Annotated in this window: 18 protein-coding genes; 7 read left to right on the top strand and 11 right to left on the bottom strand. The window is 69.3% G+C overall.

Going from position 1 to position 16,837, the window contains the following annotated elements:
* Window positions 1-8 precede the first annotated feature (8 nt).
* Complete coding sequence (locus tag FXF68_RS25325) at window positions 9-380, bottom strand: NADH-quinone oxidoreductase subunit A (protein ID WP_148763336.1); 372 nt, start codon at window positions 378-380, stop codon at window positions 9-11.
* A 155-nt stretch (window positions 381-535) separates the two neighbouring features.
* On the opposite strand from FXF68_RS25325, the gene FXF68_RS25320 reads away from it, so the two are divergent.
* The 4 genes from FXF68_RS25320 to FXF68_RS25305 all read left to right on the top strand — a co-directional run bounded on the left by FXF68_RS25320 (window position 536) and on the right by FXF68_RS25305 (window position 6,883).
* Window positions 536-1,840, top strand: coding sequence for a hypothetical protein (locus FXF68_RS25320; RefSeq protein WP_187438098.1), 1,305 nt, complete (start codon window positions 536-538; stop codon window positions 1,838-1,840).
* Window positions 1,841-2,079: 239 nt separating this feature from the next.
* On the top strand, window positions 2,080-3,324 hold the full coding sequence (locus tag FXF68_RS25315) for a LolA-like protein (protein WP_148763332.1): 1,245 nt from the start codon (window positions 2,080-2,082) through the stop codon (window positions 3,322-3,324).
* A gap of 606 nt (window positions 3,325-3,930) precedes the next feature.
* Window positions 3,931-5,778: a 2-oxoacid:acceptor oxidoreductase subunit alpha gene (locus FXF68_RS25310; RefSeq protein WP_148763330.1), complete on the top strand. Its 1,848-nt coding sequence runs from the start codon at window positions 3,931-3,933 to the stop codon at window positions 5,776-5,778.
* A 73-nt stretch (window positions 5,779-5,851) separates the two neighbouring features.
* Window positions 5,852-6,883, top strand: a complete 1,032-nt coding sequence (locus FXF68_RS25305; protein WP_187438124.1) for a 2-oxoacid:ferredoxin oxidoreductase subunit beta — start codon at window positions 5,852-5,854, stop codon at window positions 6,881-6,883.
* A 659-nt stretch (window positions 6,884-7,542) separates the two neighbouring features.
* Here FXF68_RS25305 and FXF68_RS25300 read toward each other — a convergent pair.
* On the bottom strand, window positions 7,543-7,809 hold the full coding sequence (locus FXF68_RS25300) for a hypothetical protein (RefSeq protein ID WP_148763328.1): 267 nt from the start codon (window positions 7,807-7,809) through the stop codon (window positions 7,543-7,545).
* On the opposite strand from FXF68_RS25300, the gene FXF68_RS25295 reads away from it, so the two are divergent.
* Window positions 7,808-8,293 (top strand): SecDF P1 head subdomain-containing protein, encoded by a 486-nt coding sequence (locus FXF68_RS25295; RefSeq protein WP_148763320.1) that lies wholly within the window; start codon window positions 7,808-7,810, stop codon window positions 8,291-8,293. The genes FXF68_RS25300 and FXF68_RS25295 overlap by 2 nt on opposite strands.
* Before the next feature lie 434 nt (window positions 8,294-8,727).
* Here FXF68_RS25295 and FXF68_RS44525 read toward each other — a convergent pair whose 3' ends face one another.
* The 7 genes from FXF68_RS44525 to FXF68_RS25260 all read right to left on the bottom strand — a co-directional run bounded on the left by FXF68_RS44525 (window position 8,728) and on the right by FXF68_RS25260 (window position 13,179).
* The gene (locus FXF68_RS44525; RefSeq protein ID WP_148763319.1) at window positions 8,728-9,093 is read right to left on the bottom strand and encodes a ClpX C4-type zinc finger protein; all 366 of its coding nucleotides are present in this window, start codon (window positions 9,091-9,093) and stop codon (window positions 8,728-8,730) included.
* Window positions 9,094-9,264: 171 nt separating this feature from the next.
* Window positions 9,265-9,705, bottom strand: coding sequence for a hypothetical protein (locus FXF68_RS25285; protein WP_148763317.1), 441 nt, complete (start codon window positions 9,703-9,705; stop codon window positions 9,265-9,267).
* 267 nt (window positions 9,706-9,972) lie between these two features.
* Window positions 9,973-10,422, bottom strand: a complete 450-nt coding sequence (locus FXF68_RS25280; RefSeq protein ID WP_148763315.1) for a hypothetical protein — start codon at window positions 10,420-10,422, stop codon at window positions 9,973-9,975.
* A gap of 156 nt (window positions 10,423-10,578) precedes the next feature.
* The gene (locus FXF68_RS25275; protein ID WP_148763313.1) at window positions 10,579-10,758 is read right to left on the bottom strand and encodes a hypothetical protein; all 180 of its coding nucleotides are present in this window, start codon (window positions 10,756-10,758) and stop codon (window positions 10,579-10,581) included.
* Window positions 10,759-10,874: 116 nt separating this feature from the next.
* Complete coding sequence (locus tag FXF68_RS25270; protein WP_148763311.1) at window positions 10,875-11,318, bottom strand: hypothetical protein; 444 nt, start codon at window positions 11,316-11,318, stop codon at window positions 10,875-10,877.
* Window positions 11,308-12,201: a hypothetical protein gene (locus tag FXF68_RS25265; protein ID WP_148763309.1), complete on the bottom strand. Its 894-nt coding sequence runs from the start codon at window positions 12,199-12,201 to the stop codon at window positions 11,308-11,310. Before FXF68_RS25265 ends, FXF68_RS25270 begins: the two co-directional genes overlap by 11 nt.
* A 474-nt stretch (window positions 12,202-12,675) precedes the next feature.
* On the bottom strand, window positions 12,676-13,179 hold the full coding sequence (locus tag FXF68_RS25260; protein ID WP_148763307.1) for an ATP-binding protein: 504 nt from the start codon (window positions 13,177-13,179) through the stop codon (window positions 12,676-12,678).
* A gap of 99 nt (window positions 13,180-13,278) precedes the next feature.
* Here FXF68_RS25260 and FXF68_RS25255 point away from each other — a divergent pair, with 99 nt between their 5' ends.
* Window positions 13,279-14,091 carry a helix-turn-helix domain-containing protein gene (locus FXF68_RS25255; protein ID WP_148763305.1) on the top strand — a complete coding sequence of 271 codons (813 nt, stop codon included), beginning with the start codon at window positions 13,279-13,281 and terminating at the stop codon, window positions 14,089-14,091.
* Window positions 14,088-14,273: a DUF397 domain-containing protein gene (locus tag FXF68_RS25250; protein ID WP_246178925.1), complete on the top strand. Its 186-nt coding sequence runs from the start codon at window positions 14,088-14,090 to the stop codon at window positions 14,271-14,273. Before FXF68_RS25255 ends, FXF68_RS25250 begins: the two co-directional genes overlap by 4 nt.
* 78 nt (window positions 14,274-14,351) lie before the next feature.
* Here FXF68_RS25250 and FXF68_RS25245 read toward each other — a convergent pair whose 3' ends face one another.
* Window positions 14,352-15,845 (bottom strand): outer membrane protein assembly factor BamB family protein, encoded by a 1,494-nt coding sequence (locus FXF68_RS25245; protein WP_148763301.1) that lies wholly within the window; start codon window positions 15,843-15,845, stop codon window positions 14,352-14,354.
* Window positions 15,846-15,946: 101 nt separating this feature from the next.
* A complete protein-coding gene (locus FXF68_RS25240; RefSeq protein WP_148763299.1) occupies window positions 15,947-16,774 on the bottom strand; it encodes a YceI family protein in 828 nt (275 codons plus the stop codon).
* Window positions 16,775-16,837: the final 63 nt, after the last annotated feature.

The following is a 16,837-nucleotide window of genomic DNA, read 5'->3' as shown; positions in this document are numbered from 1 at the left end:
GAGCATTGTTACACCCAGGACAGCACACCCTTCTTGCCCGCGTACGCGAGCCCGACCGCGAGGAAGGCGAGGAACACGAACATCTCGCCGAGCGTGGTCGCGCCGTATCCCGGATCGGAGAAGACCGTCGCCCACGGGAACAGGAACACCGCGTCGACGGCGAACACGACGTACAGATAGGCGAAGACGTAGTAGCGGACGTAGGAATGCGCCCACCCCTCGCCGACCGGGTCGACGCCGCATTCGTACGTCGTCAGTTTCTCCGCCGTGGGACGGTGCGGACGAAGCATCCGGTTGGCGAGGAGCGCGCCGCCGACGATCCCCGCGCCGACGAGGAGCAGAACGACCACGACGACATATGTGTCGAAATAGTTATGCACCAGATCCTCCCCGGCTGCGTCTGATCCAGTATCCCCGCGTCGGGCCGCGAGGGCACTGTGACCTTGTACCTCCACATCGGAGGCAGCAGGATGTCATGGTTTTACTGCACACTAGATTTGCATTGGGGTCAGTTGACCTGGAAGGACGTGACAGGATGAGCAACCCTCCGCCGCCCCCGGGGTGGGACCCCCCGGGCGGTGCCTCCTGGCCGCCTCCGCCGCCGCCCGCCGGACCCGGCGGACCGGGTCCGGGCGGGCCCGGAAACCCCGGCGGACCTGGGGCTCCGGGTGGAGTCAACCCCGGCGGACCGCCGCCGCCCGGCGGCTACGGCGGCCCCGGCACGCCGCCGCCCTTCTTCCCGCCGCCGCCCGGCGGACCGCTCGGCCCCGGCATGCCGCCGCCGAAGCGCGGCGGGGGCGGCGCGGTGATCGCGGCGATCCTCGGCGGCGCCGTGGTCGTCCTGGTCCTCATCGGCGTCGTGGTGTACGTGCTCACCGCGGCCGGCGGCAAGTCGCCGGAGGAGAAGCTGACCGCCGCGGCCGTCAGCATGGACGCCGCCCGCGCGGTCACGCTGAAGGGCACCATGGGCGGCACGGGGACGCTGAACGGCGAGGTGAACGTCACCAAGGGCGGGCGCGCCGCCGGCGACGTCACCTGGAACGGCGACAGCGTGACGCTGCTCTCGGCCGACGGCAAGCTGTTCGTGAAGGCCGACTCCGCGTACTGGAAGAAGGAGCTGTCCTCGAACGACGACCCGTTCTTCCTCACGTCCGGCCAGCAGTGGGGGCGGCTCAGCCCCGACGAGCTGAACCTCGACTTCAAGGCCCAGCTCTCCCCGGCGGCGCTGGCGGGCAAGCTGCGCTCCGCGCGGACGTCGAGCGTCAAGCCCATCAAGACGACCTGGCAGGGCAAGAAGGCGCTGAAGTTCAGCACGTTCTCGTCCACCCTCTACATCACCGACGAGGACGACGCCGAGCTGCTGCGCTACGAGGCGACGACGCCGCGGGTGCGCGTCGACGTCACGCCGAAGAGCTCGAGTGACGCCTCGTCCGTGCTGTCCAACATGCGGACGAGCATCGGCGAGCTGAAGGACTCCTTCAACGGCTCCGCCCAGCCGCGCGTCGCGGAGTGGAAGCGCGGCGGCTGCAACGGCGACTCCGGCTGCACGGTCGAGGCGAAGATCCGCCCGCCGTACGACGTGGAGACGCCCGTCACGATCGACGTCCGGTTCCGGCTCACCGCCGGGACGCTGACCGGCCGCGACCTCGGCAACTGCACGACCCGCATCACGATGACCAGCTCCACCCCGCAGTGGGCGAGCTGCCGGGTGACGAGCGGCTCGTGGACGAGCTGGGCGAAGGCGACCGGCGGGACGTTCTACAAGCACGCCTCCTACAAGGTGATCGGCGCCACCTCCGAAGAGGTCTCGTCGATGCAGAGCGGCCTCGACAGCGAGTAGCGGATCCACCCCGCACGACCCCGGGTGCCCGGCGGCGCTTTTCCAAGATCGGGAACAGCGCCGCCGGGCACCCTTATGCTCGTTGGGGACGCCCCCAGGGCCGGCGGCCCCCGACATCCGTGACCGAAACCGTCCGGACACCGCCGGCGGCACCCCCGGGCGCCGTCCGGAACCCCCTTGCTTTGTGCCTGACGGTCGGGCCGCGACCCGGCCCCGGAAGTGAGCAGAGTGAGCCCCCAGTGAGCGTTGAACAGGACGACCCGTCACCCGCGCCCGCCGCCCCGCGGCCCCCGCTCCCCTCCCCGCCGCCGCCCCCGCAGGCGGTGTTCAGGAGGCGGCGGCTGGTCGTCGCGGCCGGAGCCGCGGCGGTCGCGCTGACGGTCGGCGGGGGCCTCGCGGTCGCGCTGTCCGGGGACGGCGAGCCCTCGCGCAGACCGGTGAAGCCGACCGTGGCCGCCGCGCCCCCGGAGTGGACGGTCAAGGCGGGACGGCTGCTCGCGTCCGGTCCGGGCGTCCGCTACGACGGGGCGCTGACGGTCGGCGGCAGACCCGTGCTCGCCCGGCTGCGGATCACCCGGGAGGGCTCGGCGACCGGCACGCTGACGGCCGGTCCCCTGACGGCGGACGTCGTCGCCGTCGACGGCGCGACCTACCTCAGGGCGGGCGTGGCGTTCTGGCGCGACTACGCGGGCGAGGTCGCCCACCCCGAGTACTACGCCGGACGCTGGTCGAAGGCGCCCGCCGCGCTGCCCGGCTTCGACGTCCCCGGCGTCCTCGGCCCCGAGCCGATCGCCCGGACGCTCGCGAAGGCGCCCCCGCGCCCGGCCACGGAGGACGTCGGCGGGCGTCCCGCCTACAAGGTCAGGACGCCGTCCGCCGAGTACCTGGTCGCGTCGGCGGCGCCGTACCGGCTGCTGGCGGTGCGCGCGACCGGGCCGAACGCGCCGTGGTTCACGGCCTCGCCGGTGGCGGCGCCCGCGTCGATGTTCGCCGAGCTGCGCTCCCGGGTGGCGAGGCTGGGCGGGGCCTCCGACCCGGGGCTGCGCTTCCGTCCCGGGACCCTCACGTTCAGCAACTGCGACAAGAACACGAACGGCTGCACGGTGACCGTCCCCGCCACATTGGCCTCTCCGGCGGGAACGGTTCCGTCCGGGGCGCGGGCGGCGCTGCGGGCGTCGATCGCGTCGCGCGGGCGGCCGCTCGGCTCGTGCGCCGGGTCCGGGCCCGTCCCGTCGAGCCGGGCGCTGGTGCTGACCTGCACCGTGAAGAGCGGCCTGTGGCGGCGCTGGGTGCGGACCGCGCTCGACAACCCCGGCTCGTACCCGTACGCGGCGACGGCGCAGGTCATCGGGGAGGCGGTGGCCGTGGCGGACGTCCCGAAGCTGCTCGCCGCCGTCGACCGCGAGCGGTCCTCGGTCGCCCAGCCGGAACCGGCCACGCCGGGGACGGCGGGCTCCGGCCCGCCCGGATCGGGCCCGGCCTGACCTGGCGGTCCGGGCGGCGGTACAGAACGCTCAAACCTCGTGAAGCGGGCCGCACCAAGGACTTCCCCAGCGCCACACAAGGCCCGGTGCAGGTGAACTTTATTCCGCCTGTCTACACTTCGGGACGTGAACGCCACGCCCGCGGGGAGCCGCGGCTCCTCGACGAACCTCGCGCGGCGCCTGGTCAGGCGGCTGCACGTCGACCTGTGCCGGCAGCGCAGCAGCCTGTGTCGACGATGAACTCGGGGACCCGCCGGGCTCGTACCCCGGGATGGGACCTGCCCTGATCAGGAAGGGCCGAGTGAACCCGCACCGAAGTGACACCCCAGTGGGACGTCACGCGACGGGCGGAGCGGCGGCCCCGGTCCATGTCTCGAAGGACCGGCGGCGACCAGTGACCGGACGTGGTTTTTCACCCCGCTTGTCACCGCGCTTGTCACCGCGTCTGCCAGCGCGTTTGTCACCGCGTGCCGTCATCCCGGTGAGCGGTCCGTCCCCGACACCATCATCGAAGCCCGGACATACCATGAAGGTAATCCTAAGTAGCATCACGTTCCCAGGCGCCTCCCCTGGGACGGATGCTGCGCGTCGAGGAGGTCTTCCTCTGTGACCAAACAGGTCCAGCAGCTCGACCGCGTCATCATCCGCTTCGCCGGGGACTCCGGCGACGGCATGCAGTTGACCGGCGACCGCTTCACCCAGGAGACCGCGGCGTTCGGCAACGACTTGTCTACCTTGCCGAACTTCCCGGCCGAAATCCGCGCCCCCGCCGGGACCCTCCCCGGCGTTTCCAGCTTCCAGTTGCACTTCGCCGACCACGACATCCTCACGCCGGGCGACGCGCCCAACGTCCTGGTCGCGATGAACCCGGCCGCCTTGAAGGCCAACCTCGGCGACCTGCCCCGCGGGGCCGACCTCATAGTCAACACCGACGAGTTCACCAAGCGGAACCTCGCCAAGGTGGGCTACGAGACGAACCCCGTCGAGGACGACTCGCTCGCCGAGTACCGGGTGCACGCGCTGCCGCTCACCTCGATGACCGTCACCGCGCTCACCGACTACGACATCTCCAAGAAGGACGCGGAGCGCGCGAAGAACATGTTCGCGCTCGGCCTGCTGTCCTGGCTTTACCACCGTCCAACCGAAGGAACGATCTCCTTCCTGGAGAAGAAGTTCGGCAACAAGCCCGAGATCATGAAGGCCAACATCGCGGCCTTCCAGGCGGGCTGGTCCTACGGCGAGACCACCGAGGCGTTCTCGGTGCAGTACGAGATCAAGCCCGCCGAGCACGAGCCCGGCCTGTACCGCAACATCACCGGGAACCTCGCGCTCGCCTACGGCCTCGTCGCCGCGGGAGTGCAGAGCGGGCTGCCGATCTTCCTCGGCTCGTACCCGATCACCCCGGCGTCCGACATCCTGCACGAGATGTCGAAGCACAAGCGGTTCGGCGTCCGGACGTTCCAGGCCGAGGACGAGATCGCCGCGGTCGGCGCGGCGCTCGGCGCCTCGTTCGGCGGGTCGCTCGGCGTCACCACGACGTCCGGTCCGGGCATCGCGCTGAAGAGCGAGACGATCGGCCTCGGCGTCGCGACCGAGCTTCCGCTGCTGGTCATCGACGTGCAGCGGGCCGGTCCGTCCACCGGGATGCCGACCAAGACCGAGCAGGCCGACCTGATGCAGGCCATGTACGGCCGCAACGGCGAGGCGCCCGTCCCGGTGATCGCGCCGCAGTCGCCGTCGGACTGCTTCGACGCCGCGATCGAGGCCGCCCGGATCGCGGTGAAGTACCGCACCCCGGTGATCATCCTGTCGGACGGCTACCTCGCCAACGGCTCCGAGCCGTGGAAGCTGCCCGACGTCGCGTCGCTGCCGACGATCGAGCCCGGCTTCGCCGAGCCCGCGGCGGACGGCGCCGAGTTCCAGCCGTTCGCCCGCGACGCCGACACCCTCGCCCGCCCCTGGGCGGTGCCGGGGACGGCGGGCCTGGAGCACCGGATCGGCGGCCTGGAGAAGGCCGACATCACCGGCAACATCTCCTACGACCCCGCCAACCACGACCGCATGACCAGGCTCCGGCAGGCCAAGATCGAGGGCATCGCGAACGACATCGAGCCGCTCGCGGTGGACGACCCGTCCGGCGCGGCGCGCGTCCTCGTCCTCGGATGGGGCGGGACGTACGGCGCGATCTCGGCGGGAGTGCGGCGCGTCCGGGCGTCCGGGCGGAACGTCGCGCAGGCCCACCTGCGCCACCTCAACCCGTTCCCCGCGAACCTGCCCGAGGTGCTGCGGTCCTACGACAGGGTCGTCGTGCCGGAGATCAACCTCGGCCAGCTCGCGATGCTGCTGCGCGGCCGGTACCTCGTCGACGTGATCGGCTACAACCAGGTCCGCGGCCTGCCCTTCAAGGCCGAAGAGCTGCAGGGCGTCATCCAGGATGTGATCGACAGTGAGTGACAGCGGAGCGCCGAACGGAAACGGCGCCTCGAACGGAAACGGCTTCGCGGACGGGTCCGGGAACGGGCGCGGCCTGCTCTCGCTGGTCCCGAAGACCGACGTGAAGCAGACCATGAAGGACTTCAAGACCGACCAGGAGGTGCGCTGGTGCCCCGGGTGCGGTGACTACGCGATCCTCGCGGCGGTCCAGTCCTTCCTGCCCGAGCTGGGGCTGCGCCGCGAGAACATCACGTTCGTGTCGGGGATCGGCTGCTCGTCGCGGTTCCCGTACTACATGAACACCTACGGGTTCCACTCGATCCACGGCCGCGCGCCCGCGATCGCGACGGGCCTCGCGACGTCGCGTCCGGACCTGTCGGTGTGGGTCGTGACCGGGGACGGCGACGCCCTCTCCATCGGCGGCAACCACCTGATCCACGCGCTGCGCCGCAACGTCAACCTGAAGATCCTGCTGTTCAACAACCGGATCTACGGGCTGACCAAGGGCCAGTACTCGCCCACGTCCGAGGTCGGCAAGATCACCAAGTCGACCCCGATGGGCTCGCTGGACGCCCCGTTCAACCCGCTGTCGCTGGCGATCGGCGCGGAGGGCACGTTCGTCGCCCGGACGATCGACTCCGACCGCAAGCACCTCCAGTCGGTGCTGCGGGCGGCGGCCCAGCACCGCGGCACCGCCCTGGTCGAGATCTACCAGAACTGCAACATCTTCAACGACAACGCCTTCGAGCCGTTGAAGGACGCCGCCGTCCGCGACGATGTCACGGTCCGGCTGGAGCACGGGGAGCCGATCATTTTCGGCGCGGACCGATCCAAGGCGCTGCGGCGATCCGCGTCCGGGTCGTTCGAGGTCGTGAACGTGGCCGATGTGGACGCGACGGAAATCGCCGTCCACGATGCCCACAACCCGGACCCGTCGATGGCGTTCGCGCTGTCCCGGCTCGACCAGCCGGCGTTCGAGCACACCCCGATCGGGATCTTCCGCGATGTGGACCGCCCGTCCTACGACGAGCTGATGCGCGCCCAGCTCAACGAGGCCGTCGAGCGGCAGGGCGAGGGCGATCTCGCCGCCCTGCTCGGCAGTGGCGACACCTGGCGCATCGACTGATCCGCTTCGCGATTCACGCAGGCCCGGCCCCGGTTCGTCCGGGGCCGGGCCGTTCCGTGTATTGAGACGCCGCGAACGGGGCACGGTTGAACACGTCGGTGACCGACCGGGGACGTTCCGGACATGCCACGTTCGCGGGACGGCACCCCGTCCTGCAAGACTGACTAGATCATGTGAAACGCCGGGGAGGTGACGATGCGGGTCATTCCGCGCCGCAACAAGGGTCGTCGGCGGGACGAGAAACCCGCCAGCAAAACCTCGTCCCCTCCCGGCCGCCCGTCCACAGAGGTGATAGACCCGGCCCAGCCCTTCTACCCGGGCCCCACCCAACCGCGCCCTTCACAACCCGCCACGCAACCCCTGAGCACCCAACAGCCGGGCGCCCAATCACCAGCGGATCCACACCCGCCGAGCACGCAACCACCGGACACCCGACCGCCGACCGCGCAGGGATCCGGCACACGGCCACCGGACGTGGGGACACCCGGCACGCGGCCACTGAACACGCAGCCGCTCAGCCCGCAAACCCCGCCCGGACCGCAGCCGCCGGGCATCCAACCTCCCACCAGCCGGACGCCGAGCGCGCATACCCCGACCACACCACTGCCGCCCGCCCCGTCTACGGGACGGACGTCCGGCAGCGGACGGCACCGGGGACCTCAACCAGCGGCAGGCGCGGCGACGAGCCCGACGGGCGGCCCCGCCAGCAGCGGCACGAAACGCGGGCCCGAATCGACGACCGCCGTCCTCCCGCCCATAACCGTCCCCGCGGACGCGGCGGCGCGGCGGCGGGCGCGCTCAGCCGAACGCCAGCGCGCCGCCGCAGAGACGAAGCGAAGCCGCGCAGGCCGACGCCCCGCCAGCCGGACGGCCCCGACGCCCTCCACACGCGCCGCAGCGCAGCACCGCTCCGCCCTCGTGGTCATGGTGCTGACCCTGGGCCTGCTGATCGCGGCAGTAGCAGTGACCGGCACCATGGTCGTCTCGTCCCGCCGCACGCGGCCGGTGACGCTGGCCGCGCCCCTCCAGATCTACCCGGTCTCCGGGGCGACCCCAGGCCAATGCCCGGCGGGAACGCGCGGCATCACCGCGCAGTCCGGCGCGGGCCCCACCTGCTACGGCCTGTCGCAGGGCATCGCCATCCGCAAGGTCGCCGACCTCCGAGTGCAGAAATCACGATCACGCTCCGGCGGCTACGACGTAGCGGTCACCCTCCGCCCCGTCGACCGCCACGCGTTCGCCCAGCTAACCCGCGCAACGGTCGGCCGCGACCTGGCCTTCGTCGTCCGCGACCGCCTGGTCACCCTCCCCCGAGTCGACATGGCCATCACAAACGGCAAGGTCATCGTGACGGGCCCACCCGACCGAGCCTCCGCCAACCGCCTAGTCCACGAACTAAAAGGCACCTGATCCACAAAAGGGCGACTCAGCTAGCCGTCAAGCAAGTCCAGGTGCGAGGCGGGCAAAGGCGCCCGCGCGAACTCTTCACGCCAGGCGGCCCGTTCCTGCGGCAATGCATCCGCCCAGGGGCAGCGGTTCGTCGTCCAGCCCGACCGCCACGCACCGGCGCAGCACGGTGCCGTGCTAACCCGTCGTCCTGCGCGCCGACGTAGTACGCCTGCGCCCGGCCAGAACGGGCGCTCAGCCGACCACACCGCGTCAGCACGTCCAAGCGACAGCGCTGGTCGTAGTGATCGCACCAGGTGCCGAACAGCAACGTCCAGCCGTCGACACCAGGCGTGACGAACACCCGCGAGACGGAACGATCACCGACATCATCATGGACGTCAGCGTCGATCACCTCCTGCGCCCTGGCGAAGGTGGTCGGCTTTTCCCAGGTCGTGTCACTCCTCGCCGGAGAACCGCTCCCACGCGGACTGGCGGGTGGTCCCGAGCGCTTCGCCGATCTTGGTCCAGGTGACGCCGCGTCGGCGCAGCTCCCGCACCCACGAGCGCAGGTCGGCCTCGGCCTGATCGATGTGTGCGGCGACGCGCGGTATATGGCCCAGCATCTCCTCGTCCGTCAGCGAATCCCAGATGGGGACGCGCGGCTCCGTGGTGCCGCCGAGACTCCCGTCAATGATCGACGCGGCCAGAGCCACGCACTCGTCGCAGATGTTCACTCCAGCACCGGCGACCAGCTTCTCGACCTCGGTATCCGGCTTGTTACAGAAGGAACACCGAGCAAGTTCGGCCAGGGTGTCGGGCATTGCCACATGCACTCCTCAGTTGTCAGGGTGTCCCTGACACTCTAACTTGTCAGGAACACCCTGACAACAGCAGGCGTGTTAGCAGCCAGGATGCGTCGGACGAGGCCGACGAGCAGGCGCGGGCGGGAGTCTCACCAGACGTTCTGCAGCCGAGTCGCTCCCTGCGCCGGTTCAACGCGGGTCGTCGGCTAGCCACTCGTCGGCGAGCTTGCGAGCATCGTCCAGAAACGCGTCCAACTCGGCATCGGGCAGGCTCGCGTCCGCGATGATCCCGCTCAGCAGAATGGCGAAGTGGTCGGCTTGAGCGTCGCCACTGATGTCTTCGATGTCCTCATCGGTGAAGGTGGCCAAGAGCAATCGCTCAGCTGTGCGAGCGTCGATCTCATCCGCGAGTCCGCGCCGTGTGCGCAGATCGTCCACGAAGGCGGTCACGTCGGAGGGCGACCCGCCCTCGAATCTCCGCTCTGCCGCCAGGAAGAACGCGACGGAGATGAGCGCACCTCGCGCTGGTCGCGTGGCCGGATCGAGTTGCTCGCTGATCCGCTCGAAACCCTCGGCGTCGCGGGCAAGCATGGCCCGAATCGACTCCACCTGGTCAGCGGTGACCTTCATCTGTCTCCCTCTTCGTTCTGTCCCGCATCCACCGGAACGACTCCGCGACGACTTGCCCGTCGCCAGCAACGCTGACGCTGCACTTCCTGCATCGATGCAGGACTGATGCGGGTCGGCCGCTTGCGCCTGGTGGGTGGATAACGGCACGGCCGGTGAAGAACGCTGCGGCATCACAGCCGACGAACAGGGCGAACGGCTTTGGCTCCGGCCGTGACGTCCGGCTGAATGTGACAAGAGCCGTTCGGCCGCATCGCTCCCTGCGCCGGTTCAGGACGCGTCGGCGGCCAGCCACTCGTCGGCGAGCTTGCGAGCGTCTTCCAGGAATGCGTCTAGTTGAGCCTCGGAAAGGCCGACGACCTTGACTATGCCCGCGAGAAGCAGCATGTAGTAACTGCCCTTGGTCTCGTCTGGGACGTCGCTGATGGACTCATCGGTGAACGTGGCCAAGAGGAGACGTTCCGCCGTGTGCTGGTCGAAGTCGCCTGTCAGGGGATGCTGGGCGCGTAGGTCGGAGACGAACTGGATGACTGCCGCCGACGGGTCGGCGGCTTTCGCGAACCTTCGGTGCGCGGCCTCGGCGAAGGCCGCCGCGACGAGCACACCGCGAGCGTCTCTTTCCTCCGAGCTGAGTCGACCGGTAATGCGGTCGAAGGTGCCAACGTCTCCCGCGAGCACCGCTCGTATCGACGCCACCTGGTCAGTGCTTACCGTCGTCACTGGCCTCTCTCCGTTCTCGGATCTGACTCATCACGCGCCTGGCCGCCTCACCCGTACGACACCTAGCGTGAACAACGCCTCGCTAGCGAGATGAAGGGCATGTGACGGCTCGCCGAGGTGCTTGTCGTTCTATGCGAAGCCGTCCACGTCGTCGGTTCAGCGCGGGGCGTCGGCCAGCCACTCGTCGGCGAGCTTGCGAGCATCGTCCAGGAACGCGTCCAGCTCCGAGTTGGAGAGATCTGATTCAACGACCAGGGCGGTCAGCAGAAGGATGAAGTGTCCGCCCCGTGCCTCAGCGTCGATGTCGTCGATGTCCGCGCCGGTGGATACGGCCAAGAGGAGACGTTCGGCAATGTGCGGGTCGACCGCGTGCCGCATATAGCGTCGTGCGAAGGCTGTCGTACTTGGCCCCTTCACTATCGTCCCCTTCGGCCAGCTTCGAGCCAGGAGCATCAGGGCAAAGGGGGCGCGTCGGCCAACCACTCGTCGGCGGACTTGCGGGCGTCTTCCAGGAAGGCGTCGAGCTGAGCCTCGGAGAGGTCCGCGTCCGCGATCAGACCGGCCAGCAAGACGCCGAAGTGGTCGCCCTGGGCCTCAGCACTGATGTCGTCGATCTCTTCGTCGGTGAAGGTGGCGAGCAGGAGACGTTCCGCTATCTGAGGATCGACTTCGTTCGCCAAGCCGCGCCGGGTCCTGAGGTCTTCCACGAAGGCCGTCACATCGGCAGCCGTGCCACCCTTGAATCTCTGTTCTCCGGCGCGAAAGAACGAGACAGTGATGAGAGCACCGAGAGCCCGCGAGCCTGCCGGGTCGGTAATCTGTTGGCTCATCCGCTTGTAGCCTTCGATATCTCCGGTGAGCATCGCCCGGATCGGTGCCACGTGATCAGCGGTCACTCTCATCTGTGCCCCTCTCATTGATCTTTCCTCGTACCCACCGGAGCGCTTCGGCGCCCAAAATTCCGGCCGCGAGCATGGCCGAAGCAGCGCTTCCCGCGTCCACACCCGAGTGGGGCGGCTCCGCCATCACGGGCCCGTCGGCTCTGGTCTCGGCGTGCCCGGTCGGACGTGGCCCGAGGGCCTTGTCAACGGCGTCGGTCGCGCTCTCCAGGCGACCCTTGATCGTGCCGAGGTTCTCGTATCCCGTTCTGCGGAACCGGTCGGTCTTCGGCGCGTTGTCGCTCTGTTCGGCGAGATCCTCGCCGGTAGGCAGATCCTCAACACGGTCCACACCGTCGGTCCATTCGGCGTCGGAGTCCCGCGCGGTCTGCTCGAAGGTTTCCTTCCGCCCCTCGCTCTTGCTGAGGTCTGGTGCGAACGGGTCGATCTGTTCCTTGATCGCGTCATCGTCCAGCTCAGCCGTTTGCTTGTCCGGCCTGCCGGTCTCGGAGGATTGCCCATTGGTGATTTCGGAGGATTGTTCGTTGGTGACTCCGTTTCCCTGGGCGGCCTCGCGGCTCGCGCGCCGGGCGTCGAACTCCTCGGCCAGGTTAGCGAAACCGCTGTGGGACGGCATCCGCTCAAGCAGGGACTCCGTTTCCGGCGTCTCCTGGGGCTTCTGCTCTCCCTGTTCGCGTGCTGGTTCGGCTGTCTCCGACTTGCCACTGGTCTCGGTACGTTCTTCCGGCGGTTTGTCGGTGGTCCTGGCCGCCGCGCGTGACTCGGCGCGGGAGGGCTGACCGGGAGAGCCGGGACGGTCCGGGGGTGGCGGTGGCGGGCGGTCCGCTCCTCCCGTTCCCTCCGGTTTGTCAGGTTGGTCTAACCGTGGGTCGTCGTCCACGCACGGAAGTCTGTCAAGGCATTGGAAACCTCCACAAGTCCACCAGTAATAGCGAAAGCATTCAGCGAATCGTCCTAGACACTCGCACCTGGGAGTGGATTGCGCTGTCACGTCCTGGTGCACCAGGTTGCGCACCTTGGGCGTGATTTCTCGCGTCCGCATGGCTTCCTCGTAGGCGGCGCTGACCGCCTCTGCGGCGGGCAGCGTCGGGTTCCACCCTGGCGGTGGCTTCCTACTACAGAACCGGCGCTTGGACGCCAGGACGAGTAGGAAGCCGACAACGACGACGGCTGGCAGAGATAACGCTGTGGCGATCAGGACGGCTGCTTGGAGGGGTTCGGTCATGCCGTTTCGCCTCCGGCTGGCGGGTTCTCGGGGGTGGACGGCGGCCCTCGCCCCTGTGGCTTCAGGACGCGCGTTCGGTGGGGGGCACGAACGTGCGCGGGGGGTGATGCCGCAGGGGCGAGGGCCTGTCTAGGGGGACACCGTCATTCGGTGTGTTCTGTCCATGTGTGGGAGGGCGCCGACTATGGGGCATCCGGCGGAGAGGGCGGCGGCTCGGATGAAGCGCTCGTCGATTGCGATGCGGGCCCAGACGACCTTTCCCGCCGCGAGTTCGGCCCAGCCGCAGCCGCCGGTCGCGAACGCCTGGACGATGATCAGGCCCCGGCCGTGGGCGCCGAAGTAGCCCGGGGTCTGCAACAGCGGCCGGCCGGGGTGGTCGTCCCAGACGCACATCTCGATGCCGACGTCGAGGCGGCTGACCCACGCGCACATTTTCTCGCTCACGCAATAGCGTGCCGCGTTGGACGCCAACTCCGACATGATCTGGCACGCGTCACTGCGGTAGGCGTTGAGCCCCCACACATTGAGGCTGCTTCGCACGAGATCGCGCGTCAAATACACGGTTTCGCGACATGCGGTAACTCTCACCGCAAATTGGTTGGTCTGGTCTGTTTTGCGCGTGGCGGCGTCCATGGGCAGCCCTTTCGGGTCTCTGTTTCTCGCGACAAAGGCTGCCGTCTGCGGGTACAGTTCTAGCGTTCAACCAAACAATCTGTATTTCCAGGATCTCGAATGCCCCCTCGGAACGATCTTGATCCAGATAACGATCATTGGCACTGGCTAGCCGCTGACCTGCGGGTATGGCGGCTTGAGCGCAACATGACGCAGCCCGCTCTCGGCGAGATTCTTGGGGTGACGAAAACTCAGGTTTCGAACTGGGAATCGGCCCGCGAGAACCTGCCCATGAAGCACGCCGAAACTCTTGACCTGGTATGGCGTACTGCGGGGCACTTCACCCGGCTTCGTCGTCTGGCGGAGCGGGCGCACGACCCCGGCTGGTGGAGTCAGTACACGCCGATTGAGGCCAGGGCGTCCCGTATCTGCTACTGGGCTCTTGCGATCATCCCTGGGCTGCTCCAGACCCCGGATTACGCTCGCGCGCTGCTGGAGGGCGGTCAGATCATCGAGGACGTAGAGGAGTCCGTCGCCGCTCGAATGGCGCGTCAAGCAGTGCTTGAGCGAGAGCACCCGCCGGAGCTGCGCGTGTTGATCAACGAGGCGGCACTGGATCAGCCCGTAGGTGGCGCGGAAGTAATGCGCGAGCAGCTTGCCCGGCTGATCTCAGTAAGCCACCGGCGAAACGTCATTCTGCGAATTGTGCCGCGCTCGGTCGGCGCGCACGTCGGCTTGGACGGCTCGTTCACACTCCTCACTGAGGCAAAACGATCTGCGGCCTACCTGGAGGCCAACACAGGTGGCAGAGTGACCCATGACCCGACGAGGCTGGACGATCTCCAACGGCGCTTCGACCTCATAGGCTCCGAAGCGCTGTCCGCGTCCGCCTCATGTGGTCGCATCGAGCGGATCATGGAGGCCATACAGTGATCGAATGGCGCAAGTCCAGCCGGAGCAACACGTCCGGCGAGGAGTGTGTGGAGGTCGCGGCCCTTGTCGAAGGGTGCGGCATCAGGGACAGCAAGGCCCCCGAAGCTGGACACCTCGCGGTCTCGGTTGAAGGCTTCGCCCAGCTTGTCGTCGCGGTGAAGGCAGGCGAACTGGACTTCTGATTCAGCGTCCCGAACAAGCGGCCTCGTCCTCCCGGCGGGGCCGTTCGTGTGTGGGTCGATGCCAGGTGGTCGGTGTGGTCAGGGGCGGGGGAGCATGGTTAGAGGGTGGTATGGGGTGCGGCCGGAGGAGCTGGCGATTATCAGGCCCGCGGGGGACGGGAGGAGGCGGGGGCGGGAGTCGTTCCAGCGGGACGGGGCGACCGCCGACGTCCGTTCCTCGCCTGTGGACGAGTCGTACGACCGTAGTTGCAGCGTCGTGAAGTGGGACGTGAGCGTGACCACGTTCTTGCCGTCGAAGGCGATGGCGTCGATCGTGTTGCGGCTGGTTCCGGTCGTCCAGAGGCGGCGGCCGTCGCTGAGGCGGTAGCCGACGAGCGAGTTCTCGCCTCGGTCGGCGCGGGCGACGGCGACGAGCGTGGCGGCCGAGACCGCGATCTTCCGGCTCGGGACGGCCGCTGAGCCGGACTGGTCGAAGGTGTCGATGCTCCGGCCGGGGTCGTCGGTGGGGATGGTCGCGGTGACGCGGCCCTGGGCGTCCAGCACGGTCAGCGACTTCTTGCCCCGGGCGTCGGACTCGCGGACGGCGAGCACGAGCGGCGCGGCGTGGACCAGGTCGACGTTGGCGTTGCCGATGACGCGGAGGTCGGTCTTCCACAGCTCGCGGCCGGTCGCCGGGTCGAGCGCCCGGACGAGTTGGCTGGTCGTGACGCCGGTGCCGGTGGTCCGGGTGCAGCGCTCCCCTAGGAGGACCTGGGCGGACGTCCCCGCCACCCACTCGAAGGAGCAGCCGTTCAGCTTGTTCTCCTGCTTCCACAGGGTCTTGCCGTCTCGGACGGCGAAGCCTTCGACGGTGTCGTTCGTCCGGTAGGCGCCGGTGGTTCCGGCGATGGCGAGCGAGTCGGCCTTGTCCGAGAGTGACGGACGGCCGGTGGGGAGTGTCCGGTTCCAGAGCGTCCGACCGGTGGCGGTGTCGATCGCGGCGAGGGAGCCGCACTGGCCGGAGCCGGGCTCGTGGGCGATCAGGCCGACGCCGCCTTCGACCGTCCGGCTCATCGCGCAGAGGGTGTCGCGGCCGGGCAGGACCGAGTTCCAGGACTGCTCGCCGGTCCCGGCCGCGTAGGCGGTCAGGCCGTCGAACTTGCCGCGCACCACGGCGTCACCGGTGATCCAGACGCCCTCGGTGTCGGTGTCGGAGCCCCGGTCGGACGGCGCGGACCACGCGAAGCGCAGCGTCGGCCCGTGCAGGACGTCGAAGAGCAGCCAGCCGGGGTAGACGCACACGGCCGCCGCGACCGGCCCGGCCACCCAGCCGAGCCGCCCCAGCTTGTACAGCCCGTAGCAGGCCGCCGGTACCAGGATCATCAGCGGGAAGAACGACAGGGCGAAGATCAGGCCCCAGTGGTTCGGGCACGGGCCGCGCCGCGTCCCGCAGGAGCCGCCGGCCTCGCTGCCGAGCGCGCCGAAGTTCCTGATCAGGAGGGTCGCCAGCAGGCCGCACGCCGCCGCCGCGACCAGCCCGATGGCCACCCTTCTCGCCGTGACCGACCGCCCCGACTTCTTCGCACGCGTCATCCCCGCCGCCCCTCCCACCCGCCTGACCAGCGACGGGAGTATGGCACGCGGCCGTAAAGATCACGTGGTTCCGGCCTAAATCCCTACATGTCCGAGGGTGGTCACATCTGTGGGAGTTCCGTCCCCTGGGCGGCCTGGATCTCCAGCTCGGCGCGCAGGCTCTCCCCCACCATCGCGATCCCGGCCTCCAGCACCTCGTTGAAGCGGATGTCGAAGTCGGCGCGGCGCAGCTCGGCGGTCGCGCGGAACGCGGCGCGCGTCCCGCCCCACGGGTCGGTGCCCGAGCCGAGGTAGGTGAGGTCGAGGTCCACCGGACGGGTGACGCCGTTGAGCGTCAGCTCGCCGTGCACCGTCCAGCGATCGGGGCCAGCGGCGGTCAGGCCGGTGCCCTCGTACTCGATGTACGGGTGGACGTCGGCGTTCAGGAAGTCCGCCGAGCGCAGGTGGTCGTCGCGCATCTTGTTCCCCGTGTCGATGGACGACGCCTCGATGCGCGCCGTGACCCGCGACTCCTCGACCGGGTCGGCGATGTCGACCCGGCCCTCGAAGACGCCGAACCGTCCGCGCACGCTCGACAGCCCGAGGTGCCGCGCGACCGCGCCGACGCTGGAGTGCGCCGGGTCGATCGTCCACGGGCCGGGCGGCGGCAGGTCGGCGCCGCCCGCGCGGGCCAGCGTGACCCGGCCGATGTCGGCGGTCCCGGAGCTGGACGCGATCAGCGTCGCGGCGGCGGGCTGGAAGCCCTGGGCCGTGACGATCGCCGTGTAGGTGCCCGCGGGGAGCGGACCGGCGGCGAGCACGCCGTCCTCCCCGGTCCGCTCCCGCGCGACCTGGTTCCCGGCCAGGTCGGTCACCGTGACGACGGCGTGCCGCACCGCCCAGCCGTCCTTCGTCCGCACCGTGCCGCGCAGACCTCGTTCAGCGCTCATCGCCGATCCGCATCTCGTGTGGCCGGGCCGCCGTCGCCGGACGGTCCGGGAGGGGGAGGGTAT

The organism is Actinomadura decatromicini, from assembly GCF_008121305.1.
Lineage (GTDB): Bacteria > Actinomycetota > Actinomycetes > Streptosporangiales > Streptosporangiaceae > Spirillospora > Spirillospora syzygii.
Note: the sequence above shows the minus strand (reverse complement) of the source record. Positions and strands in the feature narration are given on the sequence as shown.

What these genes read in the sequence shown, in the direction of transcription:
- FXF68_RS25320 (WP_187438098.1), top strand. Translation starts at nt 536, where the DNA reads ATGAGCAACCCTCCGCCGCCCCCGGGGTGGGACCCCCCGGGCGGTGCC.
- FXF68_RS25295 (WP_148763320.1), top strand. Translation starts at nt 7,808, where the DNA reads ATGGTGCTGACCCTGGGCCTGCTGATCGCGGCAGTAGCAGTGACCGGC.
- FXF68_RS25300 (WP_148763328.1), bottom strand. Translation starts at nt 7,809, where the DNA reads ATGACCACGAGGGCGGAGCGGTGCTGCGCTGCGGCGCGTGTGGAGGGC.
- FXF68_RS44525 (WP_148763319.1), bottom strand. Translation starts at nt 9,093, where the DNA reads ATGCCCGACACCCTGGCCGAACTTGCTCGGTGTTCCTTCTGTAACAAG.
- FXF68_RS25285 (WP_148763317.1), bottom strand. Translation starts at nt 9,705, where the DNA reads ATGAAGGTCACCGCTGACCAGGTGGAGTCGATTCGGGCCATGCTTGCC.
- FXF68_RS25260 (WP_148763307.1), bottom strand. Translation starts at nt 13,179, where the DNA reads ATGGACGCCGCCACGCGCAAAACAGACCAGACCAACCAATTTGCGGTG.
- FXF68_RS25255 (WP_148763305.1), top strand. Translation starts at nt 13,279, where the DNA reads ATGCCCCCTCGGAACGATCTTGATCCAGATAACGATCATTGGCACTGG.
- FXF68_RS25245 (WP_148763301.1), bottom strand. Translation starts at nt 15,845, where the DNA reads ATGACGCGTGCGAAGAAGTCGGGGCGGTCGGTCACGGCGAGAAGGGTG.
- FXF68_RS25240 (WP_148763299.1), bottom strand. Translation starts at nt 16,774, where the DNA reads ATGAGCGCTGAACGAGGTCTGCGCGGCACGGTGCGGACGAAGGACGGC.